The organism is Pseudomonas sp. PDM22 (assembly GCF_014851965.1).
GTDB lineage: Bacteria > Pseudomonadota > Gammaproteobacteria > Pseudomonadales > Pseudomonadaceae > Pseudomonas.
Genome location: NZ_JACVAR010000004.1, coordinates 48,926 through 61,597 on the forward strand (window position 1 = coordinate 48,926; position 12,672 = coordinate 61,597).

Sequence of the window (12,672 nt, forward strand, 5' to 3'; positions counted from 1 at the left end):
TGACGGGCTGCGGAAGATTCTAGCCGGTGGATCGCGCAGGCGGTCAGCCGCCGAAGGTTTCCTTGAAGCGGTACCAGGCCATCCCCAAGGCCAGCAGTGGCGAGCGCAGCAGCTTGCCGCCGGGGAAGGTGATGTGCGGCACCTTGGCGAACAGCTCGAAGCCGCTGCCCTGCTGGGCGGTGATGGCTTCGGCGAGCAGCTTGCCGGCCAGGTGCGTGGCGTTCACCCCGTGGCCGGCGTAGGCCTGGGCGAAATACACATTGGGCTGGTCGGGCAGGCGGCCGATCTGCGGCAGGCGGTTGGCGCCGATGCCGATCATGCCGCCCCACTGGTAGTCGATGCGCACGTTTTCCAGGTGCGGGAATACCTTGAGCATCTTCGGTCGCATGTAGGCGGCGATGTCCGCCGGGTCGCGCCCGGAGTAGTGGCAGGCACCGCCGAACAGCAGGCGGTTGTCGGCGGAGAGCCGGTAGTAGTCCAGCGCCACGCGCTGGTCGCACACGGCCATGTTCTGCGGCAGCAGGGCGCGGGCCTGTTCCGCGGACAGCGGTTGGGTGGCGATCACGTAGCTGCCGGCGGGCAGAACCTTGCCGTCGAGGTAGGGGTTCAGGCCGTTCTGGTAGGCATTGCAGGCGATCACCAGGGACTTGGCGCGCACGCTGCCCTGGGCGGTGCGCACGCGTACTTCGCTGCCGTAGTCGATGCCGGTGACGGCGGAGTTCTCGAACAGCCTCACGCCCAGGCTCTGCGCCGCGGCAGCTTCGCCCAGGGCCAGGTTGAGCGGGTGCAGGTGGCCCGAGCCCATGTCCACCATGCCGCCGACGTACTGGTCGGAGCCGACGATGGAGCGCATCTGATCCTGCGGGATCATGCGCAGTTCGTGGCGATAGCCGAGGCTTTTCAGCTCGTCGAAATCTTCCTGGAAGCCTTCGACGTCCGAGGGCTTGTTGGCCAGGTCGCAGTAGCCCCAGGTCAGGTCGCAGTCGATGGCGTATTTTTCGACACGCTGGCGGACGATCTCCACCGCTTCCAGGCCCATCAGCTTCATGGCGTGCACGCCAGCGGCGCCCACTGCCGGCTCGAACTGCTCCAGGCCGTGGCCGACACCGCGGATCAACTGGCCGCCGTTGCGACCGCTGGCGCCCCAGCCGATCTGGTGCGCTTCCAGTAGGATCACCGAGAGCCCGCGCTCGGCCAGTTCGATGGCCGTGTTCAGCCCGGAGAAACCACCGCCGATGATGCACACGTCGGCCTTTTCCTCGCCCGCCAGGGGCGGTACTTCGAGGCGGCGATTGACGCTCGCGGCGTAGTAGGACGGGGCGTGGCGGTCGGTGTGCACCGGCTGGTGAACGCGGGCGTTCATGTGCGATATCCTGATTTTTGTGTTGTTAAAATTTTACGCAGGATAAACGCCGACTTCCCGCGCAGCCAATAGCCGCACGGGAAAAAACGCCGGGAGGTCGTAAATAAATCTGTTGAGCTTGCCGCGAACGGCGGGGAATCTGCCGGCTATTCAGTCAGGAATGGGCAGGGTGAGGCTTTCCTTCACCTCTTCCATCACGATGTAGCTCTTGGATTCGCGCACGTGGGGCAGCTTGAGCAGGATGTCGCCCAGCAGCTTGCGGTAGGAGGCCATCTCGGAGATGCGCGCCTTCACCAGGTAGTCGAAGTGGCCCGACACCAGGTGGCACTCCAGCACATGGGGCAGCTTGAGCACCGAGCGGCGGAAGTCCTCGAAGGTGTCGCCGGACTTGTAGTCCAGGCTGATCTCGACGAACACCAGCAGGCTGGCCTTGAGGTACTGCGGATTCAGCCGGGCGTTGTAGCCCATGATGATTCCCTCGCGCTCCAGCCGGCGCACGCGCTCGGTGCACGGCGTGGTGGAGAGGCCGACGCGCTCGCCCAGTTCGGTGAAGGAGATGCGGCCTTCCTCCTGCAGGATGCGCAGGATGTTGCGGTCGATCTTGTCCAGTTCGCGGCGGCTTTGATGCTGGGTTCTCATGGGTATGACTCTGAAGTCGAGCGATGAGCTTTGGGGGAATGTCGGCAATATAGTCGGTTGTGCAGGGAATATCACTGGCAACCCTTGAACTTCCCGCGTTGGACGGCCAGCCTGTAGGCCAACGCTTCGGTCTTTTGGGACGAAGTCGGTCATTTTTTGCAGAGGCTTTCGCATGTCGCTTCCCCGCCTGCGCACCGTTCTCCTGCTGCTGTTGCTGCTCCTGGCAATGGCGGTCGGCGCGGCGTGGCTGGCGGTTCCGCGCCTGCTGGCGAATGCCGGGGTCAGCGTCGAGCAGTGGCAGGGGCTGGGCATTTCCCGCGAGGGTCTGACGCTGCAGCGCCTGGCCCTTCAGCGGCAGACACCGGATGGCGCGCGCCTGGCGATCCAGTTGCAGGACCTGCGCGTCGGCTGGCCCGAGCATGAAGACGGGCGCTGGCGCCTGAAGGAGCTGGCTGCCCGCAGCATCGACATCCGCCAGTGGCCGGGGCAGGGCGCGCCGGAAGCAGATGCCGGGCTGCCGGATATCACCCAGCTCAACCGCTGGCTGGCTCTGCTGCCCGGACGGCTGGCGCTGGAGCGCGTCGCCGTCGAATTGCCCTGCGCCCGCGAGCAACGCTGCACGCTCAATGGCAGCGCGCACTGGCAGCAGATCCAGGGCGGCGCCGCCGCACTGGGCGGCGAGCTGCGCCAGGGCGGACAGCAACTGGCATTCAACGGCCTGCTGCAACCGGGTGATGGTCAGTGGCGCCTGCACCTGGACAGCTACCTGGACAACGAGCCGCTGCTTTCCCTGGATTCCAGCTGGGCGCCGACCAGCCGCCAGCTCAGCGGCAACATTGCCAGCCCCGCCGTGCCACCGGTGCAGGCGGTGCGCAACTGGCTGGGCATGTGGTTGCCGACACCGAACCTGCCGTTGCCGATCCCCGAGGCCGGGCGCCTGCGCCTGAGCTGGGACACCCAGCTGGCCGGCGACGCCGCCTGGCCGGACTGGCCGGGCCTGCGCGATGGACGCGGCAGCATCGATCTCTCCCTGCAGCTACCGCAGCTCTGGCCGCTGCCGGGTGCGGGCAACCTGCAGGGTGATCTGCGGCTGATCGCCAGTGCGACCGATATCGGCTGGCGGCCCTCGGTGGTCAGCGGCGACCTGCGCCTTTCCGATCTCTACGGCGACTGGCTGCAGGCGCTGCCGGTCGGCCTGCGCCCGGCGCGCCTGACCCTGCACCTGGAGCCCGGTGTAGAAGAGGAAGTCGGCAGCGTGCGCGCCGATCTGCGTGCGGTGGGGGCCGCCGACCTGCGCCTGCGCTCCCGCGTGGCCTTGCTGGAGGCGACCCCGCTGGCGCTGCAACTGAGTGATGCGCGGCTGGAAGGGAAGATCCCGCACCTGGAGCTGGCCGGCCTGCGCGGCGACAACAGTCGCATCGACCTGAGCTTCGACGGCCGGATCGATCAGCAGTCGGCGAGTTTCAATCTGGCCGATGGCGCACAGTTGCAGGTCGGCACGCTGACCGGACCGCAGTCGCTGAAGGCCAGCAAGCTTGCCGCCACGCTGGGTAAAGGCGCGCTGAACCTGGGGTACGCCAGTGACCTGCGGGCCACCCTGCAACTCGATGCCCCGCTGAAACTGGCCGTGGGCGAGTTGCGCCAGTCCCACGTCAAACCGCTGTCCTGGAATGCCATGGGCACACTGGCGGCGAGCCTCGACGCCCAGCAGTTCAAGGGCCGGCTGCTCAACAGCGGTGGTCTGAATGCCGAGGTCGACCTGGGTAACTCGGCGAAACAAGGCGTTGCCCTGGTCGCTCGGCAGCCGGAGTTCTTCCTGCGCACCGGCAACCCGCTGGAGAAGTCCCTGGGCGACTGGCCGGGGCTGCTCAGCCTGAACAATGGCAAGGCGAGCTTCGACCTGAACTGGCGCCTGCCACCGGGCGCCGCCGCGCAGAGCCTCGACCTGAACCTGCGCGGCAGCGGGCTGGAGGGCGTCTACGATCGCAGCGAGGTGCATGGCCTCGACCTGCAGGCGAAGTTCGCCCTGAAGGGCTCGCAGATGCAGCTGCAGCTGCCGCAGGTAAGAGTCGCCACGCTGAACCCCGGCGTCACCCTCGGCCCGCTGTCCCTGCAGGGTAATTACAAGGCCTCGCTGGCGGCGCCCCTGGCGGGCCGGATCGACTGGCAGCAGGCGGAGCTGGGACTGTTCAAGGGCCGCGCCTGGCTGCCGGCCGGGGCCGTGGATCTTTCTGCGCTGGGGCAGGGTCTTACCCTGAAGCTGGAGGGGCTGGCCCTGGAGGCGATCCTCGCGGCCTATCCGGCGGAGGGCCTTTCCGGCAACGGCATCATCGACGGCAACCTGCCGCTGGGCCTGCACGAGGGCAAGCTGGTGATCCGCAATGGCGAAGTGGCCGCGCGGCAACCTGGCGTGCTGCAGTTCCGTTCGCCGAAGATCCAGTCGCTGGGCCAGAGCAACCCGGCCATGCAACTGGTGGCCACCGCCATCGACGATTTCCGCTACGACAAGCTGAGCAGCCGCGTGGATTATGATGAATCCGGCAAGCTGCTCCTCGCCCTGAGCCTGAGCGGGCGCAATCCCGAACTGGAGCAGGGCCGGCCGATCAACCTCAACGTCAACCTGGAGGAGAACGTGCCCAAGCTGCTCACCAGCCTGCAACTGAGCGACCGGGTCAGCGACACCATCCGCAAGCGCGTGCAGGAACGCCTGCGCAACGACCCGGCCGCCGCGCCATGACCGCAAGGAGAACCTGAAATGCGCCTCCGCGCCCTATTCGCCCTACTGCTCCTGGCCGGCCTTGCCCAGGGCTGCACGCCCACCGTGCAGCTGGCAGCGCCCAAGGAGCCGATCAACATCAACCTCAACGTGAAGATCGAGCACGAGATCTATATCAAGGTCGACAAGGCGCTCGACGGCATCATCAACGAGAACAGTGGCCTGTTCTGAGAAGGAGCCTTTGCATGAGATTGCACCGCAAACTGGGCGTCGCGCTGGTCGCCCTCTGCCTGAGCCTGCCGGTCATGGCCATGAGCCTGGAGCAGGCGATGTCCGCGCTGGGCAGCGCCAAGTCCCAGGGGCTGGTCGGCGAGCAGGCCGACGGATACCTCGGCGTCGTGAAGAACGGCGGTGATGCCGCCGATGTCGCCGCGCAGATCAACGCCGCGCGCCGCGCCGAGTACCAGAAGGTCGCCAGCCAGAGTGGCGCCACCCTCAAGGACGTGGAATCCCTGGCCGGCAAGAAGGCCATCGAGCGTACGCCGTCGGGGCAGTACGTACAGGTCAATGGTCAGTGGGTGCGCAAGTAAGCCTGCCAAGGGGATTTCCCTGCCTGTCGCCGCTTGTCGGGGCAGGCGGGGACGGTCCGCCCGATAGCAGGTAAATCCCGTCCGCCATGAGGCCGGCGCGAGAAGTTCTGGCCGATCCCCTTCCGTTCGCTATTTCCTCTGGATCTGGTGAAATTTTCGCCAGATACTCGACCATCCGGTCTCGGGTAAAAAAGCGCTATTACTGGTGGATGTCCCTCCGTGAAAGCGACTTTTGCCAGGAATTTTCGTCAAAACACGCATCGCAATCAGTGAATATCGCTGAGCCTGACTTCCTATACTGCGCGCATCTACGTTCAGAATAAGAAACGTCCGCGCCCCCGGCGCGACGTAGGAGGCAAAGATGCGCGTTCTGGTGCTTGGCAGCGGTGTGATCGGTACCGCCAGTGCTTACTATCTCGCCCGTGCCGGCTTCGAAGTGGTCGTCGTCGACCGCCAGCCCGGCCCGGCCCTTGAAACCAGCTTCGCCAACGCCGGCCAGGTGTCCCCTGGCTACGCCTCGCCCTGGGCTGCCCCGGGCATCCCGCTCAAGGCCATGAAATGGCTGATGCAGACCCACGCCCCGCTGGCCATCAAGCTGACCGGCGACCCCAGCCAGTACACCTGGATGTGGCAGATGCTGCGCAACTGCAACGCCAAGAGCTACGCGGTGAACAAGGAGCGCATGGTCCGCCTGTCCGAGTACAGCCGCGACTGCCTCGACGAACTGCGTGCCGAGACCGGCATCACCTACGAAGGCCGCTCCCTGGGCACCACCCAGCTGTTCCGCACCCAGGCCCAGCTGGACTCCGCTGCCAAGGACATCGCCGTCCTGGAAAGCACCGGCGTGCCCTATGAAGTGCTGGATCGCGCCGGCATCGCCCGCGTCGAGCCGGCCCTGGCCAAGGTGGCCGACAAGCTGGTCGGCGCCCTGCGCCTGCCCAACGACCAGACCGGCGACTGCCAGATGTTCACCACCAAGCTGGCCGAGATGGCCAAGGCCCTGGGCGTGGAGTTCCGCTTCGGCCAGGATATCCAGCGCCTGGACTTCGCCGGCGACCGCATCAACGGCGTCTGGGTCGATGGCCAACTGGTCACCGCCGACCGCTACGTGCTGGCGCTGGGCAGCTACTCGCCGCAGATGCTCAAGCCGCTGGGTATCGACGCCCCGGTCTACCCGCTCAAGGGTTACTCGCTGACCGTGCCGATCACCAATCCGGACATGGCGCCGACCTCGACCATCCTCGACGAGACCTACAAGGTCGCGATCACCCGCTTCGACCAGCGCATCCGCGTCGGCGGCATGGCGGAAATCGCCGGCTTCGACCTGTCGCTGAACCCGCGTCGCCGCGCCACCCTGGAAATGATCACCACCGACCTCTACCCGGAAGGCGGCGACGTCAGCCAGGCGGAGTTCTGGACCGGCCTGCGCCCGGCCACCCCGGACGGCACCCCGATCGTCGGCGCCACCCGCTATCGCAACCTGTTCCTCAACACCGGCCACGGCACCCTGGGCTGGACCATGGCTTGCGGCTCGGGCCGCTACCTCGCCGACCTGATGGCCAAGAAGCGCCCGCAGATCAGCACCGAAGGCCTGGACATCTCCCGCTACGGCTCTGCCTCGGAGGTCCACGATGGCCATCCTGCGCCTGCACACTAACCAGCGGATGAGCCAGGTCGTCGTCCACAATGGCACGGTGTACCTCGCCGGCCAGGTGGCGGACGACCTCTCCGCCGGTGTCGAGCAACAGACCCGCGAAGTCCTCGCCAGCGTCGAGCGCCTGCTCGAAGAAGCCGGCACCGACAAGTCGCGGGTGCTCTCGGCAACCATCTACCTGAAAGACGTCGCCGCCGACTTCGCCGGCATGAACGGCGTCTGGGACCAGTGGGTCCCGCAGGGCTGCGCCCCGGCGCGCGCCACCGTCCAGGCGGCGCTGTGCTACCCGGAGATCCTCGTCGAGGTCTCCATCGTCGCCGCACTGCCCTGATCGTTTTGCGTGGCCCGGCCGGAGCGCCGGGTTTTTTTCGTCCGTCGCTTCTGCTCCACACACCATAAGAGAGCCTCGCCATGCGTCCCGCCCGTGCCCTGATCGACCTCGCCGCCCTGCGCCACAACTACCGCCTGGCCCGTGAAGTGACCGGCGCTCGAGCGCTGGCAGTGGTCAAGGCCGATGCCTATGGCCATGGCGCGGTGGTCTGTGCGCGTGCGCTGGAGGCTGAAGCCGATGGCTTCGCCGTGGCCTGCATCGAGGAAGCGCTGGAACTGCGCGAAGCCGGCATCCGCGCGCCGATCCTGCTGCTCGAAGGCTTCTTCGAAGCCAGCGAGCTGGAACTGATCGACGCCCATGACTTCTGGTGCGTAGTGCACTCGGCCTGGCAGCTGGAAGCCATTGAGCGCGCCCGTCCGAGCAAGCCGCTGACCGTCTGGCTGAAGATGGACTCGGGCATGCACCGCGTCGGCTTCTTCCCGCAGGACTACGCCGCCGCGCTGGCACGCCTGAAGGCGCTGCAGCACGTGGCCAAGGTCGTGCTGATGAGCCACTTCTCCCAGGCCGACGAGCTGGACTGCGCGCGCACCGAGGAGCAGGTCGCCGCCTTCCAGGCCGTGCGCGAAGCCGCAGGCCAGGGCCACGAGATCAGCCTGCGCAACTCTCCCGGCATCCTCGGTTGGTCCGATGTGCCCAGCGACTGGGTGCGCCCCGGCATCATGCTCTACGGCGCTACCCCCTTCGAACAGGCGCACCCGCTGGCTGACCAGCTGCGTCCGGTAATGACCCTGGAATCCCAGGTCATCAGCATCCGCGAACTGCCAGCCGGTGAGCCGGTGGGCTATGGCGCGCGCTTCATCGCCGACCGCCCGGTACGCGTCGGGGTGGTCGCCATGGGTTACGCCGACGGCTATCCGCGCCATGCGCCGGACGGCACGCCGGTGTTCATCGACGGCAAGCCCAGCCGCATCATCGGTCGCGTGTCCATGGACATGCTCACCGTGGACCTGACCGACCTGCCCAGCGCAGGCCTGGGCAGCCGCGTGGAACTCTGGGGCCCGAACGTGCCCGCCAGCCAGCTCGCTGCCCTGTGCGGCAGCATCCCCTATCAGCTGTTCTGCAACCTCAAGCGCGTCCCGCGGGTCTACGCAGGCGAGTGACGGATACCGCCCGTAAAGTTTGCGCAGGATCGGCGGGCGATCTGTTGTAAATACTGAACGGTGTTGCCATGATACGTGGCACTTGGAACCCGCTCGGCTCAAGCCGTTGCGGGTTCTGCCTTTCAGAGCCTGCCTGATCACAAGAATAAGGAGGACCCCACCCTTGGACGTCGGTGCTCGTCTGCAAGCCATCCGTAAGCTCAAAGGTTTGTCCCAGCGCGAACTCGCCAAACGGGCGGGTGTTACCAACAGCACAATCTCGATGATCGAGAAGAACAGCGTCAGCCCCTCCATCAGCTCGCTGAAGAAAGTGCTGGGTGGTATTCCGATGTCCCTCGTGGAGTTCTTCTCCCTGGACCTGGAACAGAGCAGCAACACTCCTGTGGTCTACAAGGCAGACGAACTCAGCGACCTGTCCAGCGGCTCGATCATCATGAAGCTGATCGGCAAGGACTACCCCAGCCGCGCCATCACCCTGCTCGACGAGACCTACCCGCCAGGCTCTGACACCGGTGACGACATGTACGCCCACGAAGGCGAAGAGACCGGCGTACTGGTCGAAGGTCGCCTGGAGCTGACCGTCGGCGACGAGACCTTCGTCCTCGAATGCGGTGACAGCTACTATTTCGACAGCACCAAGCCGCACCGCTTCCGCAATCCGTTCGAAGCCCCGGCGCGGCTGATCAGCGCGACCACACCGGCAAATTTTTGAACAGCCGGTAGGACCGGCCAGATCAGCTGCGACCTAATGCCGCAAACGCCGGCTAGGTGGCGCAATTGTTTCGAGCTTCCCGGCTTTGCCGTTATACTTGCGCCCGCTCGCGCGGCCCGAGACTGTGACTGCACCGCGACCGGGCGTGATAAGCCACGATGAGGGTGAAAGGGTGAACCTGATTAGAAAAATCCTGGCAGCCCAAGCTGCCGTACTGGCCCTGTGGGCAGTGAGCGTTCAGGCCGCGACCAACGATGACGCCATTGCCAAGCGTCTCGAACCTGTCGGCAAAGTCTGCGTCCAGGGCAAGGAATGCGAAGGCGTTGGCGCCGTAGCTTCTGCCGGTGGTGGCGGTGCTCCGCGTTCGGGTGAAGAGATTGTCGGCAAGGTCTGCACCAACTGCCACGGCAGCGGCCTGCTGGGCGCGCCGAAAGTCGGCGACAAGGCTGACTGGGGCAAGCGTGCGAAAGAGCAGGGCGGCCTCGACGGCCTGCTGGCCAAGGCCATCTCGGGTGTCAACGCCATGCCGCCCAAGGGCACTTGCGCTGATTGCTCCGATGACGAGCTGAAAGCTGCGATTCACCACATGTCCGGCCTGTAATAGCCGACCTGTGCGAAAAGCCGCCCAAGGGCGGCTTTTTCATGCCCGCGATTTGTCACCTGGTGCGTCGCGGGAGCAACTTCTGCGCAAAGCCGGTCCAAACTCCTGTCGTTGAAACGAACCAGGAGGGATGCCCGGTGCAATCCTGCTCGATCGAAACTGCCGTCGAAGAACTGCTGCAACGCCTGGACGAGCACATCCGCCTCGGCCTGCCGCTCGGGCTGGGCAAGCCCAACCAGCTGGCCAACGCGCTGTACCGGCACATCCGCGAGAACCCGCGCCGACAGCTGACGCTCTATACTGCGCTGTCACTCGGCCGTCCGCAGGCCGGCGGCGAGCTGCAGCGGCGCTTCCTCGAACCTTTCGTCGAGCGCATCTACGGCGACTACCCCGAACTCGACTACCTGCACGACCTGCGCAGCGGCAGCCTGCCGGAGAACATCCGCGTCGAGGAGTTCTACCTGCAGCCCGGCAGCCTGCTGGACAGCGCCCCGGCGCAGCAGAACTACATCAGCTGCAACTACAGCCACGTGGCGCGCGATATCAACGCCAAGGGCGTCAACGCCGTTGCCCAACTGGTGGCCCGCGACCCGGCGCGACCGGGCAAGCTCAGCCTGGCCTGCAACCCGGACATCACCCTCGACCTGCTGCCGATGCTGCAGCGTCGCCGCGCGGCCGGCGAAACCATCGTCACCATCGGCGTGGTCCACGACCAGTTGCCCTACATGCCCGGCGACGCCGAGGTGGACGAGGACTTCTTCGACCTGCTGGTGGATGCGCCGGGCGACAGCAGCACGCTGTTCTCCACGCCCAACCTGCCGGTTGGCCTGCAGGACCATTGCATCGGCCTGCACGCCAGTGCTCTGGTGCGCGATGGCGGCACGTTGCAGATCGGCATCGGCTCCATGGGCGACGCCCTGGCCTCGGCGCTGCTCACCCGCCAGCGCGACAACGACGGTTACCGCGCGCTGCTCGACGGCCTCGACTCTACCGCCCGGCACGCCGGGTTGATCGAGCGCGACGGCGGCCTCGGCGAGTTCGAACAGGGCCTGTATGGCTGCAGCGAAATGTTCGTTCCCGGCCTGCTGGCGCTGGCCGAGGCAGGCGTGCTCAACCGGCGGGTCGCGGCACGGCCGGGCTCGTCGCCCAGCGAACCGGGCGTCTGGCTGCATGGCGGCTTCTTCCTCGGCCCGCAGGCCTTCTACCGACGCCTGCGCGAAATGCCTCGCGAGGAACTGGCCGGAATCGGCATGACCGGCATCGGCTTCGTCAACAACCTCTACCGCGACGAGGAGCTCAAGCGCGAGCAGCGCCGCGACGCGCGTTTCATCAACAGCGCCTTCACCGTCACCCTGCTGGGCGCCGGCGTGGCCGACCAACTGGAGGACGGCCGCGTGCTCAGCGGCGTCGGCGGGCAGTACAACTTCGTCGCCCAGGCCCATGAGCTGGAGGGCGGGCGCTCGATCCTGATGCTGCGCAGCTGGCGCGAATCCGAAGGCGAGCTGAGCTCCAACATTGTCTGGAGCTACGGCCACACCACCATCCCCCGGCACCTGCGCGACATGGTGGTGACCGAGTACGGCGTGGCCGACCTGCGCGGCAGGAACGACGCCGAAGTGATCGCCGCGCTGCTGGCCATCGCCGACTCGCGCTTCCAGGACGAGCTGATCACCCAGGCCCAGGAAGCCGGCAAGCTGCCGAAGGATTTCGAACTGGACGAGCGCTACCGCAACAACACCCCGGAGCGCCTGCGCGAAGCGACCCGGGGGTTGCGCCAGTTATTGCCGGAGTTCCCGCTGGGCTGCGACTTCACCGAGCACGAGCGCGACCTGCTGCGAGCGCTGGGCTGGCTGAAGAGCAAACTGCGCCTGAGCGAGATTCTCGAACTGGGCAAGGCGACCCTGGACGCGCCGGAGCCGGAGGCTTTCCCGGAGCATCTGGAGCGCATGGGGTTGGCGAAGCCGGCGGGTTTGCGCGAGGAGTTGTACCAGCGCCTGGTGCTGGCTGGCCTGAAAGCCAGCGCCGAGCAGTCGTCGTAGGGGCGGACCTTGTCCGCGAATCCATCCCGACGTACAGCCGCCTGCCGGAGGATCGCGGATAAGATCCGCTCCTGCGTGGAAGTCCTGCGCAAGGGGCCGTTTCGTAGGGCGAATAACGCGCCAGCGTTATCCGCCGCGAAGGCACTGGCGGATAACCTGTTCCAGGTTATGCGCCCTACGTCTGGGGCCCAGCGCCAGGGCGACCTTGGAGGGACCCTCCTGCCAGGTATGAAAAAAGGCGGGCCCTGTTCGGCGCCCGCCTTTTTCGTGAATCGCGGTGGATCAGTCCTCGAGGAACTCGACCTGACCATTGGCCAGGGACTTCACGCGAGCCAGGGATTCCACGCGGTAGCCTTCGCTTTCCAGCAGGGCGCGGCCTTCCTGGAACGACTTCTCGATGACGATGCCCAGACCGGCGACGCTGGCGCCCGCCTGCTGGATCAGGTCGATCAGCGCCTTGGCGGCATGGCCGTTGGCGAGGAAGTCGTCCACCACCAGCACGTGGTCGGCGGCGGTCAGGTGCTTGGCGGAAATGGCGATGGTGCTTTCGGTCTGCTTGGTGAAGGAGAAGACCTTGGAGATCAGCAGGTCGTTCTTCAGCGTCAGCGACTGGAACTTGCGGGCGAAGATCACCGGGATGCCCAGCTCGAGGCCGGCCATGACCGCCGGGGCGATGCCCGAGGCTTCGATGGTGACGATCTTGGTGATGCCCTGGTTCTTGAAGCGTTCGGCGAACTCGTGGCCGATCAACTTCATCAGCGCCGGGTCGATCTGGTGGTTGAGGAAGGCGTCTACCTTGAGGACCTGTTCGGAAAGAACGATGCCTTCGCTGCGAATTTTGTCTTTGAGAGTGTTCACGGGGGTTGC

The 12,672-nt window shown here is 66.1% G+C and carries 12 protein-coding genes; 9 read left to right on the forward strand and 3 right to left on the reverse strand.

Annotation, left to right across the window (positions count from 1 at the left end; translation table 11 throughout):
• Positions 1-43 precede the first annotated feature (43 nt).
• Both IB255_RS15235 and dadR read right to left on the reverse strand, forming a co-directional pair.
• Complete coding sequence (locus IB255_RS15235) at positions 44-1,363, reverse strand: NAD(P)/FAD-dependent oxidoreductase (protein WP_192210539.1); 1,320 nt, start codon at positions 1,361-1,363, stop codon at positions 44-46.
• Between the two features lie 150 nt (positions 1,364-1,513).
• Positions 1,514-2,002: a transcriptional regulator DadR gene (gene dadR / locus IB255_RS15240; RefSeq protein WP_015479539.1), complete on the reverse strand. Its 489-nt coding sequence runs from the start codon at positions 2,000-2,002 to the stop codon at positions 1,514-1,516.
• Between the two features lie 172 nt (positions 2,003-2,174).
• Between dadR and IB255_RS15245 the strand changes: the two genes are divergently transcribed.
• The 9 genes from IB255_RS15245 to IB255_RS15285 all read left to right on the forward strand — a co-directional run bounded on the left by IB255_RS15245 (position 2,175) and on the right by IB255_RS15285 (position 11,805).
• Positions 2,175-4,739, forward strand: coding sequence for a YdbH domain-containing protein (locus IB255_RS15245; RefSeq protein WP_192210540.1), 2,565 nt, complete (start codon positions 2,175-2,177; stop codon positions 4,737-4,739).
• An 18-nt stretch (positions 4,740-4,757) separates the two neighbouring features.
• Entirely contained in the window at positions 4,758-4,949 is a 192-nt protein-coding gene (locus IB255_RS15250; RefSeq protein ID WP_081515164.1) for a YnbE family lipoprotein, read from the forward strand.
• Positions 4,950-4,963: 14 nt separating this feature from the next.
• Complete coding sequence (locus tag IB255_RS15255) at positions 4,964-5,308, forward strand: YdbL family protein (RefSeq protein ID WP_081515165.1); 345 nt, start codon at positions 4,964-4,966, stop codon at positions 5,306-5,308.
• Between the two features lie 361 nt (positions 5,309-5,669).
• Positions 5,670-6,965, forward strand: a complete 1,296-nt coding sequence (gene dadA, locus IB255_RS15260) for a D-amino acid dehydrogenase (RefSeq protein WP_192210541.1) — start codon at positions 5,670-5,672, stop codon at positions 6,963-6,965.
• On the forward strand, positions 6,940-7,293 hold the full coding sequence (locus tag IB255_RS15265; RefSeq protein ID WP_081515166.1) for a RidA family protein: 354 nt from the start codon (positions 6,940-6,942) through the stop codon (positions 7,291-7,293). Before dadA ends, IB255_RS15265 begins: the two co-directional genes overlap by 26 nt.
• Positions 7,294-7,373: 80 nt before the next feature.
• Positions 7,374-8,453 carry an alanine racemase gene (gene alr, locus IB255_RS15270; RefSeq protein ID WP_192210542.1) on the forward strand — a complete coding sequence of 360 codons (1,080 nt, stop codon included), beginning with the start codon at positions 7,374-7,376 and terminating at the stop codon, positions 8,451-8,453.
• Between the two features lie 163 nt (positions 8,454-8,616).
• Positions 8,617-9,165 (forward strand): cupin domain-containing protein, encoded by a 549-nt coding sequence (locus IB255_RS15275; RefSeq protein ID WP_024762080.1) that lies wholly within the window; start codon positions 8,617-8,619, stop codon positions 9,163-9,165.
• 172 nt (positions 9,166-9,337) lie between these two features.
• Positions 9,338-9,766 carry a c-type cytochrome gene (locus tag IB255_RS15280; RefSeq protein WP_081515168.1) on the forward strand — a complete coding sequence of 143 codons (429 nt, stop codon included), beginning with the start codon at positions 9,338-9,340 and terminating at the stop codon, positions 9,764-9,766.
• A gap of 197 nt (positions 9,767-9,963) precedes the next feature.
• Positions 9,964-11,805 carry an acetyl-CoA hydrolase/transferase C-terminal domain-containing protein gene (locus IB255_RS15285; RefSeq protein WP_318652761.1) on the forward strand — a complete coding sequence of 614 codons (1,842 nt, stop codon included), beginning with the start codon at positions 9,964-9,966 and terminating at the stop codon, positions 11,803-11,805.
• 282 nt (positions 11,806-12,087) lie between these two features.
• On the opposite strand, the gene IB255_RS15290 is transcribed toward IB255_RS15285, so the two are convergent.
• Entirely contained in the window at positions 12,088-12,663 is a 576-nt protein-coding gene (locus IB255_RS15290; protein WP_081515169.1) for a xanthine phosphoribosyltransferase, read from the reverse strand.
• Positions 12,664-12,672 lie beyond the last annotated feature (9 nt).